The 17,447-nt window shown below is 31.8% G+C and carries 16 protein-coding genes and 1 CRISPR repeat array; of the genes, 15 read left to right on the top strand and 1 reads right to left on the bottom strand.

Annotated elements, in window-relative coordinates; genetic code table 11:
- Window positions 1–54: 54 nt before the first annotated feature.
- The 8 genes from cas10 to N4A57_RS03055 all read left to right on the top strand — a co-directional run bounded on the left by cas10 (window position 55) and on the right by N4A57_RS03055 (window position 9,453).
- Window positions 55–1,380: a type III-A CRISPR-associated protein Cas10/Csm1 gene (cas10, locus tag N4A57_RS03090; RefSeq protein WP_442863852.1), complete on the top strand. Its 1,326-nt coding sequence runs from the start codon at window positions 55–57 to the stop codon at window positions 1,378–1,380.
- Between the two features lie 2 nt (window positions 1,381–1,382).
- On the top strand, window positions 1,383–1,817 hold the full coding sequence (gene csm2, locus N4A57_RS03085; RefSeq protein WP_293656055.1) for a type III-A CRISPR-associated protein Csm2: 435 nt from the start codon (window positions 1,383–1,385) through the stop codon (window positions 1,815–1,817).
- A gap of 37 nt (window positions 1,818–1,854) precedes the next feature.
- Window positions 1,855–2,544, top strand: coding sequence for a type III-A CRISPR-associated RAMP protein Csm3 (gene csm3, locus N4A57_RS03080; RefSeq protein WP_293656054.1), 690 nt, complete (start codon window positions 1,855–1,857; stop codon window positions 2,542–2,544).
- An 11-nt stretch (window positions 2,545–2,555) separates the two neighbouring features.
- On the top strand, window positions 2,556–3,485 hold the full coding sequence (csm4, locus tag N4A57_RS03075; protein WP_293656052.1) for a type III-A CRISPR-associated RAMP protein Csm4: 930 nt from the start codon (window positions 2,556–2,558) through the stop codon (window positions 3,483–3,485).
- Window positions 3,486–3,874: 389 nt separating this feature from the next.
- Window positions 3,875–5,139: a CRISPR direct-repeat array (repeat unit 37 nt; unit sequence GTTAGAAGAACATATAATTCCCTTTGGGAATTGAAAC).
- A gap of 158 nt (window positions 5,140–5,297) precedes the next feature.
- Window positions 5,298–5,834, top strand: a complete 537-nt coding sequence (gene cas4, locus N4A57_RS03070; protein ID WP_293656050.1) for a CRISPR-associated protein Cas4 — start codon at window positions 5,298–5,300, stop codon at window positions 5,832–5,834.
- A gap of 156 nt (window positions 5,835–5,990) precedes the next feature.
- On the top strand, window positions 5,991–6,782 hold the full coding sequence (gene cas6, locus N4A57_RS03065) for a CRISPR-associated endoribonuclease Cas6 (protein ID WP_293656049.1): 792 nt from the start codon (window positions 5,991–5,993) through the stop codon (window positions 6,780–6,782).
- Window positions 6,783–6,964: 182 nt separating this feature from the next.
- Complete coding sequence (pcrA, locus tag N4A57_RS03060) at window positions 6,965–9,151, top strand: DNA helicase PcrA (RefSeq protein ID WP_293656048.1); 2,187 nt, start codon at window positions 6,965–6,967, stop codon at window positions 9,149–9,151.
- A 176-nt stretch (window positions 9,152–9,327) separates the two neighbouring features.
- Complete coding sequence (locus tag N4A57_RS03055) at window positions 9,328–9,453, top strand: hypothetical protein (protein WP_293656047.1); 126 nt, start codon at window positions 9,328–9,330, stop codon at window positions 9,451–9,453.
- 294 nt (window positions 9,454–9,747) lie between these two features.
- Here N4A57_RS03055 and N4A57_RS03050 read toward each other — a convergent pair whose 3' ends face one another.
- Window positions 9,748–10,188 (bottom strand): hypothetical protein, encoded by a 441-nt coding sequence (locus tag N4A57_RS03050; protein ID WP_293656046.1) that lies wholly within the window; start codon window positions 10,186–10,188, stop codon window positions 9,748–9,750.
- Window positions 10,189–10,686: 498 nt separating this feature from the next.
- Here N4A57_RS03050 and ligA point away from each other — a divergent pair, with 498 nt between their 5' ends.
- The 7 genes from ligA (at window position 10,687) to N4A57_RS03020 (ending at window position 17,414) form a co-directional block, all read left to right on the top strand.
- Window positions 10,687–12,678 (top strand): NAD-dependent DNA ligase LigA, encoded by a 1,992-nt coding sequence (gene ligA / locus N4A57_RS03045; protein WP_293656045.1) that lies wholly within the window; start codon window positions 10,687–10,689, stop codon window positions 12,676–12,678.
- Between the two features lie 87 nt (window positions 12,679–12,765).
- Window positions 12,766–12,948, top strand: coding sequence for a hypothetical protein (locus N4A57_RS03040; protein ID WP_293656043.1), 183 nt, complete (start codon window positions 12,766–12,768; stop codon window positions 12,946–12,948).
- A gap of 8 nt (window positions 12,949–12,956) precedes the next feature.
- Complete coding sequence (locus N4A57_RS18630; protein WP_442863853.1) at window positions 12,957–13,037, top strand: hypothetical protein; 81 nt, start codon at window positions 12,957–12,959, stop codon at window positions 13,035–13,037.
- Between the two features lie 502 nt (window positions 13,038–13,539).
- On the top strand, window positions 13,540–14,463 hold the full coding sequence (locus tag N4A57_RS03035) for an ABC transporter permease (protein ID WP_293656041.1): 924 nt from the start codon (window positions 13,540–13,542) through the stop codon (window positions 14,461–14,463).
- 15 nt (window positions 14,464–14,478) lie between these two features.
- Window positions 14,479–15,405 carry an ABC transporter permease gene (locus tag N4A57_RS03030; RefSeq protein WP_293656039.1) on the top strand — a complete coding sequence of 309 codons (927 nt, stop codon included), beginning with the start codon at window positions 14,479–14,481 and terminating at the stop codon, window positions 15,403–15,405.
- Window positions 15,406–15,416: 11 nt separating this feature from the next.
- Entirely contained in the window at window positions 15,417–16,430 is a 1,014-nt protein-coding gene (locus N4A57_RS03025; protein WP_293656037.1) for an ABC transporter ATP-binding protein, read from the top strand.
- 3 nt (window positions 16,431–16,433) lie between these two features.
- Window positions 16,434–17,414, top strand: a complete 981-nt coding sequence (locus tag N4A57_RS03020; RefSeq protein WP_293656036.1) for an ABC transporter ATP-binding protein — start codon at window positions 16,434–16,436, stop codon at window positions 17,412–17,414.
- The last annotated feature ends 33 nt before the right edge of the window (window positions 17,415–17,447 follow it).

Raw genomic sequence — 17,447 nt, 5'->3', positions numbered from 1 at the left:
GGTAATACCACCTTTCGTTAGAGTTTGTGGGAAAACACTACTTCGATAAGGGATATGGTATTACCTTTAGTTATTTTTTGCCTAAAATACCAAAGAATAATTATCCAAAAGAATAGACTATTTTTGTACAAAACTTACGTATCTAAACTTAGAACAAAATTAGATAAAAAGAAAAGTATGAGTTTTTCAAATAGTTTAATAGAAGATTATTGGAAAGAAGAAAAATTTGTATTTAATTTAAACCATAGTGGTAAAAAAGAATTGTGTAAAAGTTGTAAAGTAGATTTTATAGATGGAAATAAAGAAATTTGTTTAAAATGTGAAAATCACATAAATATAGGTTCCATATTACCAAAATTAAAGTATATAGAAATTACAGATAGTAGTGAAGCACATATTAAGATACTTAGTAATTATGGGGTAAAACTTCATAAAGATGTACCTGGTGAAAGTGAAAATTTTATTTACAATATAAACGATTCAAAGATATATCCTAAACTTTCAAATAAATTTAAATTTATAGCTAATAATGTACCAATGGATAATCACAAGACTATAAGTTTTGATGAATTAGGAAAAAAATCTATTGGAACAGATAAGTTGGCATATTTAAAAGCTGACGTTGATAATCTAGGAAGTATATTTTCTTTAGGTTTTAACAAAGATGTAGAAGGAAAAATGATTAATAAGAATAATATATCTAGAACTACCACATTAAGTAGGATGCTGGATATATTTTTTACAGGAAGAATTAGTGAAATTATAAAGAAGAAATATGAAAATTGTTATGTAGTATATTCTGGCGGCGATGATTTATTTATCATAGGTCCATGGAGTGAAATTATAGATTTTAGCATATATATGGAGGAAGAATTTAGAAGTTTTGTAGGCAATAATGCTAATATTACTATTTCAGCAGGAATATCAATGGCAAATGTAAGTACACCCGTATCTAAAGTAGCTGATTATGTGGAAGGTGAATTGGAAGAATCAAAAGGTAGGATTGTTAAAGGTGAGGAATATGGGAAAAATCATGTTACTATTTTCAACAGAACTATGAAGTGGCAGGATTTTAAAAAAGCTATAGATGATGGAAAGAAACTTACTAAATGGATAAAAGAAGGATTGATGACTCATGGAGATCTATGGAGACTAAAAGAGTATGATGAATTATTTCAAGATTTTTATATTAATGGAAATGTGCAGGGTTTGAAATACAAGCCTTTTTTAGCCTATCACATAGGAAAAAAGAAAAAAAGTAACAAGGATGTGAGAGAAGTTGTAAATTGGCAAGAGAGTTTATTTGATATGGCAAACCCATCGTTGATAAATTTAGGTGTAGCTATGGAGTATGCTGTAATGGCAAGTAAGGGGAGATAATTATGGGTAAATCAGATAATAAACACATCAGGTCAAATTTTCCAGTGGGCTATTTGGCAAATGGTTACTTTAATGAAAATGGTAATTTAAGAAAAGAATTAATAGATGAAATAGCAGAAAAAGTTGCAAAAAGTTTTGGTAAGCGAATGACAGTTAATCAACTGAGGAAGTTTTATGGATATGTAAAAACTATGGAACGTGTATATTGTGTAAGTGGATTAGAACTTGATGAGGAAAGATTTGTTTTGGAGATTGCAAAGTTAAAAGCTGCTGTTCATTATGCAAGTAGTAAAAAGAATAGTAATCAAAGTGTTACGAAGGAGTTTTATAAGTTTGTATGCATGAATATTAATAACATACAAAATAAAAAGGATATTATTGAAGGATTTATACCTCATTTTCAAGCGGTAGTAGCATACTTTACGTACTACCTTTAGTGTTGTAAATAATAAATAATATAGGAGTGTATTAATTATGAAATTAGATAAAGTTTTAATAGTAAAAGGAAAAATCAAGTGTATTACAGGGCTATTTATTGGAGGAAACTCTGAAGGAATAGATATTGGAGGTATAGACAATGAGGTTATAAAACATCCAATAACAAATGAACCGTATATACCAGGATCATCACTAAAAGGAAAGATGCGTTCTCAAATGGAAAAAATTAGAGGGAAAGTGAATATAAAAGAAAAACAAATTAGGGGCAAGAAAATAAAGATTGGAGAACCTTGTGGGTGTGGTGACAAAAATTGTGAGATATGTACTATGTTTGGAGCACATAAAAATACAAGTCATAACTTAGGGCCTACTAGAATGTTAATAAGAGATGCAGTTATGAATGAAGATACTAGGAGAGACATGAATAAGTTTATGAAGGAAAGCGGAAAACCATATTTAGAGGTGAAAATAGAGAATATTATAAATAGAAATAATGGAACATCAAATGATTTTAGATACATTGAAAGAGTACCATCAGGGGCTAAATTTGATTTAGAAATAGTCCTACAAATTTTTAAGAATGATGATGAAACAAGAATGAAAAATTTCTTAAAAGAATCCTTAAAATCTGTAGAAAATTCATATTTAGGCGGGTCAGGAAGTAGAGGATATGGACAGGTTAAGTTTATAGATATGGAGTTAAATGGAGAAGAGTTTACTATTTAAGGAGTGTAATTATGGAATTATATAGGATAAAAATAAAACCTAAATCCAGCTATATTACACCGTGGCAAAGCGATACTATATTTGGGAGTTTATGTTGGGTTATTGCAAATTATGAAGGAGAGAAGGTACTAAAAGAATTTTTACAAGGATATAGACAAAATAATGTTCCTTTCGTAGTTTCAAATGGGTTTATAAATGATTTATTACCTAAACCCGTGGCAAGGAAAATATCTTTAGAAGATATGAAAGGAAGTAAATCTGATATATTAAAGCATATGCAATTGGAAAAACAGAATAAGAAAATAGATTGGTTAACAATAGATGAATTTAATTCTATTATAAACAACAGAGAGGTTATCATAAAATCAAAAGAAAATAAAGAAAAGCAAACAAGAACTATGCATAATTCTATTTCTAGATTTTCAGATGCTACTATTGAAGGATCTTTATATGAACAAAATGAGTATTTCTTAGATGAAGGTCATATATCTATATATGTGAAGGTGAAGGATGAGTATAAAGATAAGTTATTTGACCTATTTAAAAGATTGTCTATCACAGGTTTTGGAAAGAAGATTTCAACAGGGAAAGGACAGTTCTCCATACAGGAAATAGAAAAATTTCAAGGGTTTAAAATTCCTGATAAAGTGAATTGTTTCGTAAATTTATCAAATTATGTACCCAAAGAAGAAGACCCTACGAGAGGACAATACAAAACGTTTATAAAACATCCTAAATTGGGACAAGGATATGCCTTATCAGCAAATCCTTTCAAAAGACCTGTGTTAATGATAAAGCCTGGTGCTGTTTTTTGGACAACTGAAGTAAAGGATTATTATGGAAGATTAGTATCAAATATAAGCTATGAGCATCCACAGGTTGTTCAATGTGGATATTCCTTAAGTATACCAGCATATATAGAAGAAATAGATTTGAATTAGAGTGTATATCTTTCATAGGTTTTAGAAAGCCGTTCTTGCGTAAGACATGACATAAATACAGAAATTATGAATATATCACAATATAAGATTGTAAGATTTTAAGTAAAATGTTATTATGAAATAGAGAAGAAGGTAGATGAAAATATAAAGGATATAATGAATAAATTAATAGGTTTTTCCATGTTTTGTGGAACTAGAAACTATCTTGGTTAAATAAATATTTTGCGAGGGTCTTTGCGTAGGAAAAAAGCCTGGAGACCCTCGATGAGTATATTACTGGGATTGAGTTGGTTTTTGTTAAATCACATAGGTGAAATTTCATGAAAAAAGTGAGACCCTCGCATTTGGGGAAATTAGCCCAGTGATTCCAATGGTTTCAGATGGGTAGAGTTAGAAGAACATATAATTCCCTTTGGGAATTGAAACTATTTCGCATTTAATAGCCTGTCCATGTTCTGCCATTATGTTAGAAGAACATATAATTCCCTTTGGGAATTGAAACTTTTTCTACGTTCCTTAATTCATAAACTGTTGAAGCTTCATGTTAGAAGAACATATAATTCCCTTTGGGAATTGAAACGCTATTACATTTTTTCTCATTTGTGCTAAATCTAATTTCAGTTAGAAGAACATATAATTCCCTTTGGGAATTGAAACTTTATTTCTTCTTTGTTTTTTAATTTAGCTAATATTTTTAGTTAGAAGAACATATAATTCCCTTTGGGAATTGAAACTCTGCTCGGCTTAACTTATCTCCTCTAAGATGATATTTAGTTAGAAGAACATATAATTCCCTTTGGGAATTGAAACTATCAAAATTAAATTTCTCAGTAACAACAATAAAACAAGTTAGAAGAACATATAATTCCCTTTGGGAATTGAAACTTATATTCTTTAGTAGTTAATCCTTTTTTATAATTTTCACGTTAGAAGAACATATAATTCCCTTTGGGAATTGAAACTGTTTTTTAGGAAACTCAAATAAATTATCATCAATATCTTTGTTAGAAGAACATATAATTCCCTTTGGGAATTGAAACTGTTCAATTCCAGTTATTCTAATCAATTATAATTGATTCCTGTTAGAAGAACATATAATTCCCTTTGGGAATTGAAACTGAACTTTTATTGGTGTGATGATTCCCTGACCATTTTATGTTAGAAGAACATATAATTCCCTTTGGGAATTGAAACGTACAATTCGGACCGATAACCAAACTATAGCATCTATTACGTTAGAAGAACATATAATTCCCTTTGGGAATTGAAACAAATATATTGGCGTCTTGAAAGTCATTATTAACTTCTCTTAGTTAGAAGAACATATAATTCCCTTTGGGAATTGAAACGAGTAGATTTTGTAACCTTTGGTATCAATCTATTTTCTAAAGGTTAGAAGAACATATAATTCCCTTTGGGAATTGAAACAAAGCATTTATTATAGCTAAGAATACACTTATATCCTTTTGTTAGAAGAACATATAATTCCCTTTGGGAATTGAAACTTCCTTTTTACCTATACCAAAGAACGAAAACCTTCCTTGTTAGAAGAACATATAATTCCCTTTGGGAATTGAAACTCTTCTTCAGGTCCACTTTATCTTCCATCACTGTATCGTTAGAAGAACATATAATTCCCTTTGGGAATTTACATATGAGATACAAAAAAGGTTATTGCCGCTTACAAGGTAATAACCTTTTTTCATAATACATGAATTAAAAGAATGATTATTGGAGAATCTTTAGATAACAGATTCTTATGCAGAATCTAATAAATACTAATTCCCTTTGGGAATCTAAGGAGATGTAAGAATGGAAAGAATAAGAATACCTATATCGGCCATAGGTGAAATTTTGTACTGCCCTCGTAACTTCTACTATAGGGTTATGGAAAAGGCAAATGACTATAACCATCATGTATTGAAAGGGAAAATAGAAGAAAATAAAAGAAATGAAAAAGAAAAATTAAAAACTAGGGAAAGGAGTAAAATCAGAAATGTATATCTAGAATCAGAAGAGTATAATATGGTAGGTGTATTAGATGAGATAGAAGAAAAGGATGGTCAATATTATCCTGTAGAATATAAAAAAGGGAAAAAACAAAATAACATTAATGATCATGTACAACTTTGCTGCCAAGCCCTTTTAATAGAGGCGAATATGAATGTATCCTTAGAAAAGGGATATATATACTATTCAAGTTCCTATGAAAAAGGAGAGGTATATTTTACTGAGGAACTAAGGGAACTTACAATTAATGCAATAGAAAATGCAAATAAAATAATAGAAGAAGAAATAATTCCTCCACCCATAAATGACAATAGATGTGAAGGGAAAATTAAAAAGTGAAAGAACTATCCTTATGAGATATAATAGAAATTGTAATTCAGAACAAGTAGAGGAAAATATTCATGAGTTAAGGGGATATGAAGGATTAGAGGCAAAATTATATTTTAGCCTATTAGATTCTTTTATATAAAATAATGATGAAATGGTGGGAGAAATTTGTTTACTAAAGTGAGTATAGAATTAGAAGCTTTAAATGATGGTACGTTAGCCTATGGTAATGGAAGGTTAGTTCATGGTATGTTTTTTAAACTATTAAAAGAACAAGATGAAGAATTGAGTGAAAAGCTACATAATATGAACAATGCCAAACCCTATACCGTATCCATACTAAGGAGCAAAAAATTAAAAAACTGGATATATTACATAAGCTCAGGTGAGAAGGTATCCCTAGAGGGATCTTTTTTAGATGAAAATTTATTTAAAGCCTTTTATGATATTGTATATAAATATATCATAAATAAAAAAATAATTTCCATTGGGAATATAAATTTTATTATTAAAAATTTGAATCTGAAAGAAGTCATGTCCATTGATGAGATGAAAAATAAAAGAAATATAAAAAATAATAGATTTGCATTAGAGTTTTTATCTCCCACAAGCTTTAGAAAATTGGGGAGAAACTACTTGTTTCCAGATGTGGCCCATATATTTAAGAGTTATATGAGTAGATGGAATAATGTTGTGGGAGAAGAATATAGTATAGATGAACAAGTGTTAGAAATTATTAAAGAAAATTGCTTCTGTATAAGGCACAATATAAACACAGAAATAATGAACATGTCTCAATATAAGATTGTAGGATTTAGGGGAAAATCCTATTATGAAATAGATGGGAAATTAGATGAAAATACAAAGGATATAATAAATAATTTGATAGGTTTTTCCATATTCTGTGGAACGGGATATAAAACTACTATGGGTATGGGGGAAACTAAGTTGGTCAAATAAATATGGGGGAGGGTTTTGGGTATCCGTATGAAAAATTAAATAAAATAAATACCATTAGCTTATTTGACTAATGGTATTTTTATTGCCCAAAAAACTTTCTCAAAAAAAACGAACAAACATTTGTATAAATGGCTAAAATAATATAACATATGTATAGATGGAAAAAGGAAAGGAGAAACTTCATGGATTTATCGATGATGAATGAGGCTCAAAAGAGGGCCGTATTGCATACACAAGGACCCCTACTTATATTGGCTGGAGCTGGTTCTGGTAAAACTAGAGTTTTAACTCATAGGATTGCATACTTAGTAGAAGAAAAGGGTGTACACCCTGGAAATATATTAGCTATAACATTTACAAATAAGGCAGCAAAGGAAATGGTAGAGAGGGTAGAGGCTCTAATAGATAGGCCTATGAATTTATGGGTTACTACCTTTCACTCTGCTTGTGTGAGAATACTTCGACGTGAGATAGATAAGATCGGATATGATAGAAACTTTGTAATATATGATGCTAGTGACCAAAAGACCCTTTTAAAGGAATGTTATAAAAAACTTAACATAAACGACAAATTATATCCACTTGCCATGGTCAGAAGTAGGATAAGCTCTGCAAAGGATAAATTATTTACTCCTAGTGTGTTTAAGAAAAAGTATGAGGGTGATTTCCAAATGGAGGAAATTGCAAAGATATATAATCTTTATCAGAAGAAACTTAGGAAAAATAATGCCCTAGATTTTGATGACTTAATATTTAAGACCATAGAGCTTTTTTCAGAAAATGAAGATATACTATGTTTATATCAAGACAAATTTAAATATATAATGGTAGATGAGTATCAAGATACGAGTTTGGCCCAATATAAACTAGTATCCATGCTTGCAGAAGGTCACCAAAACCTATGTGTTGTTGGTGATATTGACCAATCCATATATGGGTTCAGAGGAGCTGATATTAGGAATATACTTAGCTTTGAAGAGGATTTTGCAGATGCCGTTACTATAAAATTAGAACAAAATTATAGATCTACAAAAATCATATTAGATGCGGCTAATAGTGTTATTAAAAACAATATTAATAGAAAGAGTAAATCCCTTTTTGCCAACAAGGGAGATGGGGATAAGATAAAGTATTATAGGGCTATGGATGAAAAGGATGAGGGTAGGTTTATCGTACAAAATATAATGAATATGGTTAAGAATGATGCTAGGAATTATAAGGAATGTGCCATATTATATAGGACCAATGCCCAATCCCGTGCCATAGAGGATATGCTAATGAGGGGTCATGTTCCCTATAGGATATATGGAGGACTTAAGTTCTACGACAGAAAAGAAGTTAAGGATATTGTGGCCTATCTAAGACTTATTCAAAATCCAGTAGATGATATATCTCTAAAAAGGGTAATCAATGTTCCTAAACGTAGCATCGGAAACAGGACTGTTGAGAGATTAGAGGAAAAGGCAAGTAAAACGGGAGAAAGTATTTATAGTGTTTTACTAGATGAAAATATGTTAGAGGGCTTTTCTAGAAGGGTAATGGCAGGATTTGAACAATTTACTAATATTGTAAATAAATGTAGAGAATTAAAGGATGAAATAAAGGCTAGTGAATTAATTCAAATGGTTTTAGAAGAGTCAGGATATATAAAGGAACTTGAAAAGGAAGATACTATAGAGGCTCAAACTAGAATAGAGAACTTACGAGAATTATTATCTGTAGCAAAGGAATTTGAAGAGGATAGTGAGACTGGACTTTTAATGGAGTTTTTAGAAAAAACTTCCTTATCTACAGATTTAGATTCTATGGATGATGATGATAACAAGGTTGTTTTAATGACCCTCCATAGTGCTAAGGGGCTAGAGTTCCCTGTAGTATTTTTAGCGGGAATGGAAGAGAGAATATTTCCTATATCTAGAGCACTTGATTCTGATGAGGACTTAGAAGAGGAAAGAAGATTATGCTATGTGGGTATAACAAGGGCTGAGGACATGTTATATATTACCCATGCTAGGATGAGGATGTTATATGGTAAGACCAATTATAATACCATATCTAGGTTCATAGATGAAATAGATTCTGAACTATTAGATAGGGATAAGGTAGCCATTGAAGCTAAAGATAGAAGGGCCCTTGCACCTGGAAATGGTATATATAGGGGAACTACTATAAATGAAGCCCCTAAAGCAACAAAGAAGGCCAGCATTGAAAATATCCACCCAGGGGCTAAGGTTATGCACGATAAGTTTGGTATGGGTACCATCATATCTATTAAGGATAAGGCAGGAGATAAGGAAATTACCATAGCTTTTCATAATGCGGGAATTAAAAAAATAATGTTAGCCTATGCACCTATAAATGTAATATAAGGCATATTCAAAAAATAGACTAGTCATTTCACCTGACTAGTCTATTTTTTTTCATAGGCTTAAATTTATTAGTAACATATATGCTCGTTTATGCATAAATTATATTAGAAAAAAGAACACATATAGTGATTCAGCAAATTTAAAATCTACATACCTGAATAAAGGAGGTGGATTAAATGGCTGATAAGCAATGTGGAGGTTGTGGTTTATTTAATAGTGGTAGTGAATTGTTATTCTTCTTCCTATTACTAGTAGTACTATTCTGTTGTCCTGGATTCTGTGGTGGATTTGGAGGATATTAAAGAAAGATAGGAAATTAAATGTATTTTCCATATATGATTACCATAGACATAGTAATTAGAAATTAAAGTTCAAAGGTTAATAGAGACAATAAACCCCTTATGGTTAATACTAAGGGGCTTATTGTTTTTTTAGTATTAAGGCATATTCAAAAAATAAATTAGTCATTTCACTGGTTATTTGAATTATTTTCTTCGTTATGGAATCGCTTACATATGTTTAATATGCTCGCTCACCATGCCTTGAAAATAATCCAAATTCCTCAGAGAACTGACTAGTTTATTTCTTTCATATACCTAATAAGATCTTCTGTAGTAAGGAGATCTATAGTATGGGGTCCTATAATATGGATAACGCCATATGGCAGCTAGGGCTAAAAACCATAGTAATAAAGCACCACCGAAGAAAATTTGACTATCTACAATAGGTTCTGCTGATTGGATTGTATTTTGAGAAGGCATGTTTATCCTTAGTAAACTTTTAACCATATCTACCCTTGGTTGGATTCTTTCCTTATCAAATCCCTCCATTTCACATATGAGATCAAGGTTTTTAATATGTTTTTCTACCATCTCTTGAGGTACTTGGGCCTTTACTCTCATCATTTCCCTTAGAATATATTTATTAGGTTTATCTGCATATTGGGCTTTAAATTTATCAAATTCTTCCTGTTGTTCATCGTTTAATAATACTGGATTAGGTATATATTCAAATTTAAAATTGGAAGCTCTATTCATTTATATTCTCACCTCCCTCATTATGTATGTCCTTTTGCAATAATATAATATGCCCCTTGTCCCAAATTGGTGTGCCTAAACTTTAAATGGTTATACAGATTTCTTGATTATAAACAAGCTTTATGTGTGAATATTTCAGGAAAAAATATTGAAAATCTTTTCCATCCAAGTCCTTGTCACAAGCGAAAGTGTGAATCTTCGTAGAGAGGTTCATAAGTCATGTTGGAGTAGAATAGGATGTTGTGACGTTCCAGGGTTCCAAAGATTTTCAATATATTTTCCCTTATAGGCAAGTTACTATATAAAACAATTTTAAAATCAAGAAATCTATAAATATTATTATAGGAAACAGGAAAAACATATAATATGGTAGAAGTATTAAAAGGTTATAAAATACATATTTATGAGGAATAATCATCAAAGACAAAGGTTGAATTAATTATTGTCTTTTTATGATAAAATATGTCTGTTGGATTAATTAATATTTTGGAGGTAGTTATGGATAAAGAAGTGGCAAAGAAAAAAATAGATGAATTGATAAGTGAAATAAATGAGCATAATCATAGATATTATGTATTAGATAGTCCAGAAATATCTGATTATGACTATGACATGATGTTAAATGAATTAATAGAGCTAGAAGAAAAATTTCCACACTTGAAAAAAGTAGATTCCCCTACAGAGCGAGTGGGAGGAAAAGCCCTAGAGTCTTTTAATCAGGTGATACATAGTGTCCCTATGCTTAGTTTGGGGAACTCATATAATAAGGAAGATCTAAGAGATTTCCATTCAAGGGTGAAAAAGGTAATAAGTGATAAAATTCAATATGTGGTAGAACAAAAGATTGATGGTTTATCCGTTTCATTAAAATATGAAAATGGAATATTTGTTCAAGGAGCAACCCGTGGAGATGGAGCTGTGGGAGAAGATGTTACCCATAATTTAAAAACAGTAAAGTCTATTCCCTTAAAGTTAAAGGACAACATTAATCTTCAAGTGAGGGGAGAAGTGCATATTTCCCAGGAAAACTTCTTAAAGTTAAACAAGATACAAGAAGAAAAGGGACAAAATTTATTTGCCAATCCAAGAAATGCAGCAGCAGGATCCTTAAGGCAATTAGATCCTAAAATTGCAGCTAAGAGAAATTTAGATATATTTGTATTTAATATTCAATCCATAGATGGAAAAGAATTTGAAAGTCATTCAGAGGGATTAGAGTATTTGAAAGATTTAGGTTTTAAGGTTTCCCATTATACCATTTGTGACAACATAGAAGATGTAATAAAAACTTGTGAAGATTTTGGAGATAAAAGGGGAAGTCTACCCTATGAGATAGATGGAATGGTAATAAAGGTAAATGATTTATCCCAAAGGGAAGAATTAGGTTTTAGATCTAGAAGTCCAAGATGGGCCATAGCATATAAATTCCCAGCAGAGCAGAAGGAAACTAGGCTAGAAGATATAATAGTTCAAGTGGGAAGAACGGGAGCTTTGACTCCTACGGCCATATTAGAGCCTGTAAAGGTGGCAGGAAGTACTGTTAGTCGTGCTACCCTTCATAACGAGGATTACATAAGGGAAAAGGATGTAAGGATAGGTGACTATGTGATAATAGAAAAGGCAGGAGATGTTATTCCAGCCGTAGTAAGGGTAGTAATGGATAAAAGGCCAGAGGATCTTGGTGAATTTCATATGCCTAAAAATTGTCCCGTATGTGGGGAGAAAACTATTAGGATAGACAATGAAGCTGTAACTAGATGTGTTAATTCATCCTGTCTGGCCCAATTAAGACGTAGTATTATTCATTTTGTATCTAGAAACGCCATGAATATAGATGGCCTGGGAGAATCTATAGTAAAATTATTATTAGATAATGATTTAATAAAGGATATAGCCGATTTATATTATTTAAAGAAGGAAGAACTATTACCCCTTGAGAGAATGGGTGAAAAATCTGCTACTAATTTAATAAATGCCATAGAAAAGTCAAAGGACAATGATTTAGGAAGACTTATATTTGGATTAGGTATTAAATTAGTAGGTGAGAGGGCAGCAAATTTATTGGCTAGTGAATTTAAAACTATGGATAATTTCATAAAAGCTTCCTTTGATGAAATAGTAATCATACCTGAAATAGGAGATAAGATGGCAAGTAGTATTGTTAACTATTTTAAAGAGGACAAGAATATGGAGGTCATAGGTAAGCTAAAGGATGTGGGAGTAAATATGAATTCCCTAAAAGTCCAAGATGAGTCTGTGGAAAAGAAATTTGAAGGTATGACCTTTGTTTTAACAGGAACCCTTACTAAGTATAAAAGAAAAGAGGCTAAAGAGATAATAGAAAATCTTGGTGGTAAAGTATCAGGTAGTGTAAGTAAAAAAACTAATTATGTATTGGCAGGAACTGAGGCTGGGTCTAAGCTTACTAAAGCTCAAGATTTAGGTGTGAATATTATAAGTGAAGATGAATTTGAAGAAATGGTTAAATAATATGCCTAATTATTTTAAAATTAAAGGTTAGTCTTTAGACTAGCCTTTATACTTATGAAATGGCAATTGGGTTTGTGTGAGATTGTTTTGGGAAAACATATATTAAGTTTCATAAATCTATTTAAATTAGTTATAAATGGACATATAAGTAATAATATGGCAAAAAAGTTATATAATATAATGCATGAAATAGGTGAAAATCCAGAAATAATAATGAAAGAAAAGGAAATAGTTCAATTGTACCATGAAGAGGATATTGTAAAATTGTAAAAGAAGTATTGGGAGAAAATCCACAATCTATAAAAGATTATAAAAATGGCAAGAAAAAGGTCTTGGGATTTCCTGCGGGGCTATCATGAGAAAAACGAAGGGCTATGACAACCTTCAAATTATGAATGAAGTAATTTTATACATCTTAAGAAAAAAATAAGAAAATGTTTTCCTGGAACCTAATATAGTAGAAATACGAAATAAAAGTGCTAAAAAATTTAAAAGATTCGGTTATAAGTGGTTGAATGTACGTCATAGGCGGAATTGATAGAAAATTGTATCAATTGTATCTCTGTATACTGGTTCAATTATAATTGTAAGAACGAATGTATCTACCACGCATACATACTTTAAAAATTCAAAAAAATATGATAGAATATGTATGGAATTGTACTGATACTGTATGAAATTGTTGGGGGAAGAAAGTGAATTATCGAAAAATTTCATAAACTGCAACGAGGAGGAATGGTGCCTATAGTAAAACTATTTTGAAGGAAGGACTTAAAATCTTTATAATTTTTTTGTTATATACGTATTTAAACACATTTATGGAAACAATAAGAATATAAGATAAAAAAGGAGTGTGATAAGATGGGAAGGTTTATTGCTAATAGAATGTTATCCATGGTAGTTACTCTGTTATTCGTAATAACCATAACTTTTTTCCTAATGCATGCAGCACCTGGAGGACCTTTCTCTAGAGAAAAGGCACTACCAGAGGCCATAATGAAAGTAGTGGAGGCTAGATTTAATTTAGATAAGCCCGTGTGGGAACAATACGTAATATACTTAAAAGATGTAATAATAAATAGAGATTTAGGACCGTCATTTCAAAGAGTTGGGTGGACTGTTAATGAAATTATTAAGAGCACATTCCCTACCTCAGCCAGGGTTGGAGGTATATCTGTACTTGTAGTTCTAATAGTAGGAGTACCAATTGGAATCATATCAGCCATGAAACAAGGAAAATGGCAAGATCAACTGGCCATGTTTATGGCAACTTTGGGAGTAACCATACCAAGTTTCGTTTTAGGAACATTAATAGTTCATTTCTTCAGTACTAAACTTAACCTATTGCCATCCCATGGACTTAGTACTTGGAGGCATTATATAGGACCAGTTATAGCTCTTGCAGGATTTTCACTATCCTTTGTGGCAAGATTAACTCGTTCAAGTATGCTTGAAGTTATGCAACAGGACTACATAAGAACGGCAAGGGCTAAAGGATTATCAGAATTTACAGTTATAGGTAAACATGCCCTTAAAAATGCATTAATACCAGTTGTAAGTTATGTAGGACCATTAGTTGCAGCTATACTTACGGGATCTTTCGTAGTTGAGAGAATATTTGCTATCTCTGGAATGGGAAAATACTTTGTAGAAAGTGTTAATAACAGAGATTATACAGTAATCATGGGTGTAACCATATTTTATGCAATGTTTTTAATAGTAATGGTATTTATAGTAGATATACTATATGGATTAATAGACCCAAGAATTAAGCTGGATGAATAGGAAGGAGCTACAAGGATGGATATAAACAAAAATATTTCTGCAGATATGTGGGAAAAAGTTCCTCATGCAGATAAGGATAGAGAGCGAATTGAAAGACCTATCATAACATACTGGCAAGATGCTTGGAGAAGATTAAAGAAAAATCCCCTTGCTATGATAGGCCTTATAACCATAGGAATTATATTTTTAATAGCAATTTTCGGTCCAATTATTTCAAAGTATAATTTCTCGGACCAGGATTTAATGAGAACTAACGAAGGACCAAGTGCAGAGCATTGGTTCGGAACAGATGCCCATGGTAGAGACTTATTCATAAGGGTAGTTTATGGAGCAAGGGTTTCATTAACAGTGGCCGTAGTGGCCAGTGTGGTTAACTTCTTCATAGGAGTCATATATGGAGGCATATCAGGTTACTTAGGTGGAAAAATAGATAATACTATGATGAGAATAGTAGATATTATATCAACTATACCCCTAGTACTTTATGCAATCATATTGATGGTTGTATTTAAACCAGGTCTTACTAGTGTTATTTTGGCCATAGGAACAATTTATTGGGTTAGAATGGCAAGGATTGTAAGGGGACAAATATTAACCTTAAGGGAACAAGAATATGTACTAGCAGCCCAAACTTTAGGAGCTAGCACAAAGAGAATATTACTTAGACACTTAATTCCAAATGCAATGGGACCTATTATAGTAACTATGACAATGATGATTCCATCGGCCATATTTACAGAGTCTTTCTTAAGTTTTATAGGTCTTGGAGTATCGGCACCAAAGCCATCCTGGGGATCCCTTGCAAGTGATGCACTAGGAGGACTTAATTCATATCCCCATCAATTGTTCTTCCCAGCACTTGCCATATGTATTACTATGCTTGCATTTAATTTCTTTGGAGACGGTCTAAGGGACGCATTAGATCCGCGCTTACGTAAATAGAGGTGATGAGTTTGAAAAATATATTAGAAGTTAAAGACTTAAGAACGTCGTTTTTTACCCATGTTGGGGAGATAAAAGCTATAAGAGGTGTGAGTTTTTCTTTAGAAAAGGGAGAAGCTATAGGTATAGTTGGTGAATCTGGAAGTGGAAAAAGTGTTACTTCCATGTCCGTAATGAAACTATTACAATATCCAGGGAAAATAGTAAATGGAGAAATACTATTTAGAGGTGAAAATCTAGTAAACACACCTGAAAAGAAAATGCAGTCCATTAGAGGTAATGAAATAGCCATGATCTTCCAAGATCCAATGACTTCATTAAATCCCGTTTATACTATTGGAAATCAAATAATGGAATCAATCATAAAGCATCAAAAAGTAGATAAAAAAGTAGCTAGGGAAAAGGCTATAGAAATGTTAAAGTTAGTAGGAATTCCTTCTCCAGAAGAGAGAATTGACCAGTATCCACATGAATTTAGTGGTGGTATGAGACAGCGTGCTATGATAGCCATAGCCCTATCCTGTGAACCGGAACTTCTTATAGCAGATGAGCCTACTACAGCTTTAGATGTTACTATCCAAGCTCAAATATTAGAGCTTATGAAAAAATTAAAAGATGAAATTAATACATCTATTATATTAATTACTCACGACTTAGGAGTAGTGGCAGATGTGTGTAGTAGAATAATTGTTATGTATGGTGGACTTGTAATGGAAGAAGGAACTACAGAGGAAATATTCTATAATCCTAAACATCCATATACAATGGGACTTTTAAAATCTATTCCTAGAATGGATTTAGGAGAAAATAAAAGACTAGTTCCAATTGAAGGTACTCCTCCAGATTTATTAAATCCACCAAAGGGATGTCCCTTTGCAGCTAGATGTCCTTATACTATGAGAATATGTGAAACAGAGCAACCTCCTTATTTCACAACACAAACAGGACAAAGATCCATGTGTTGGTTACTTCATAAGGATGCGCCGAAAATAGAAGTAGATACGGGTGTAAAAAGGAGGGGGTAAGTTATGGAAAATAAACAGATACTATTAGAAGTAAATAATTTAAAGAAATATTTTCAAGTTAAGAAGGGTTTCTTTGGAGGAAATATAAAACATGTAAAGGCCGTAGATGATGTATCCTTTAAAATATATAAGGGTGAGACTTTAGGCCTAGTTGGTGAATCAGGATGTGGAAAATCTACTACAGGTAGAACCCTAATCAGATTATATGAGCCAACTGGTGGAGAAATTAAATATGACGGAAAAGATATTGCTAAAATGTCTCAAAAGGAATTAATGCCCTATAGAAAAAAGATACAAATGATATTCCAAGATCCTTATGCATCATTAAATACTCGTATGACAGTAGGTGACATTATAGGAGAAGCTATTGATATACACAATATAGCTACGGGAAAAGAAAGATTAAAAATAATCCATGATCTTTTAGAAAGGGTTGGTCTATCTCCTGGACACGCTGTAAGATATCCCCATGAATTCAGTGGTGGTCAGCGTCAAAGAATAGGTATTGCAAGGGCCCTTGCTGTAAACCCAGAATTTATCATCTGTGATGAACCCATATCAGCTCTAGATGTGTCAATTCAGGCTCAAGTTGTAAATATGTTATCTGATTTACAAAAGGAATTAGGTCTTACATATTTATTCATAGCCCATGATCTTTCCATGGTTAGACATATATCTGACAGAGTTGGAGTAATGTATCTAGGTAAACTTGTGGAAATAGGAACTAGTGATGATGTATATGATAATCCTAAGCATCCATATACTCAAGCACTTCTTTCTGCCATACCTGTGCCAGATCCGGATGTGATTAAGGAAACTAACAGAATTGTTTTAGAGGGAGATGTACCAAGTCCACTAAATCCTCCATCTGGATGTAGATTTAGAACTAGATGTCAATATGCTATGGAAAAATGTGCAGAAATTGAACCAAAGATGATAGAAATCAGTGAAGGCCACTTTGCTGCATGTCATTTATTAGGATAATTTTGTATGGTTATTTAGTACAAGGTTAACCTT

It is taken from the genome of Anaeromicrobium sp. (assembly GCF_025210435.1).
GTDB lineage: Bacteria > Bacillota > Clostridia > Peptostreptococcales > Thermotaleaceae > Anaeromicrobium.
Note: the sequence above shows the minus strand (reverse complement) of the source record. Positions and strands in the feature narration are given on the sequence as shown.

Bases quoted from the DNA above. Each gene is read 5' to 3' on its own strand.
- N4A57_RS03020 (WP_293656036.1), top strand. From the start codon at position 16,434: ATGGAAAATAAACAGATACTATTAGAAGTAAATAATTTAAAGAAATAT.
- ligA (WP_293656045.1), top strand. From the start codon at position 10,687: ATGGATAAAGAAGTGGCAAAGAAAAAAATAGATGAATTGATAAGTGAA.
- N4A57_RS03050 (WP_293656046.1), bottom strand. From the start codon at position 10,188: ATGAATAGAGCTTCCAATTTTAAATTTGAATATATACCTAATCCAGTA.
- csm3 (WP_293656054.1), top strand. From the start codon at position 1,855: ATGAAATTAGATAAAGTTTTAATAGTAAAAGGAAAAATCAAGTGTATT.
- N4A57_RS03035 (WP_293656041.1), top strand. From the start codon at position 13,540: ATGGGAAGGTTTATTGCTAATAGAATGTTATCCATGGTAGTTACTCTG.
- cas4 (WP_293656050.1), top strand. From the start codon at position 5,298: ATGGAAAGAATAAGAATACCTATATCGGCCATAGGTGAAATTTTGTAC.
- pcrA (WP_293656048.1), top strand. From the start codon at position 6,965: ATGGATTTATCGATGATGAATGAGGCTCAAAAGAGGGCCGTATTGCAT.
- N4A57_RS03055 (WP_293656047.1), top strand. From the start codon at position 9,328: ATGGCTGATAAGCAATGTGGAGGTTGTGGTTTATTTAATAGTGGTAGT.
- cas10 (WP_442863852.1), top strand. From the start codon at position 55: ATGGTATTACCTTTAGTTATTTTTTGCCTAAAATACCAAAGAATAATT.
- csm2 (WP_293656055.1), top strand. From the start codon at position 1,383: ATGGGTAAATCAGATAATAAACACATCAGGTCAAATTTTCCAGTGGGC.
- N4A57_RS03030 (WP_293656039.1), top strand. From the start codon at position 14,479: ATGGATATAAACAAAAATATTTCTGCAGATATGTGGGAAAAAGTTCCT.
- csm4 (WP_293656052.1), top strand. From the start codon at position 2,556: ATGGAATTATATAGGATAAAAATAAAACCTAAATCCAGCTATATTACA.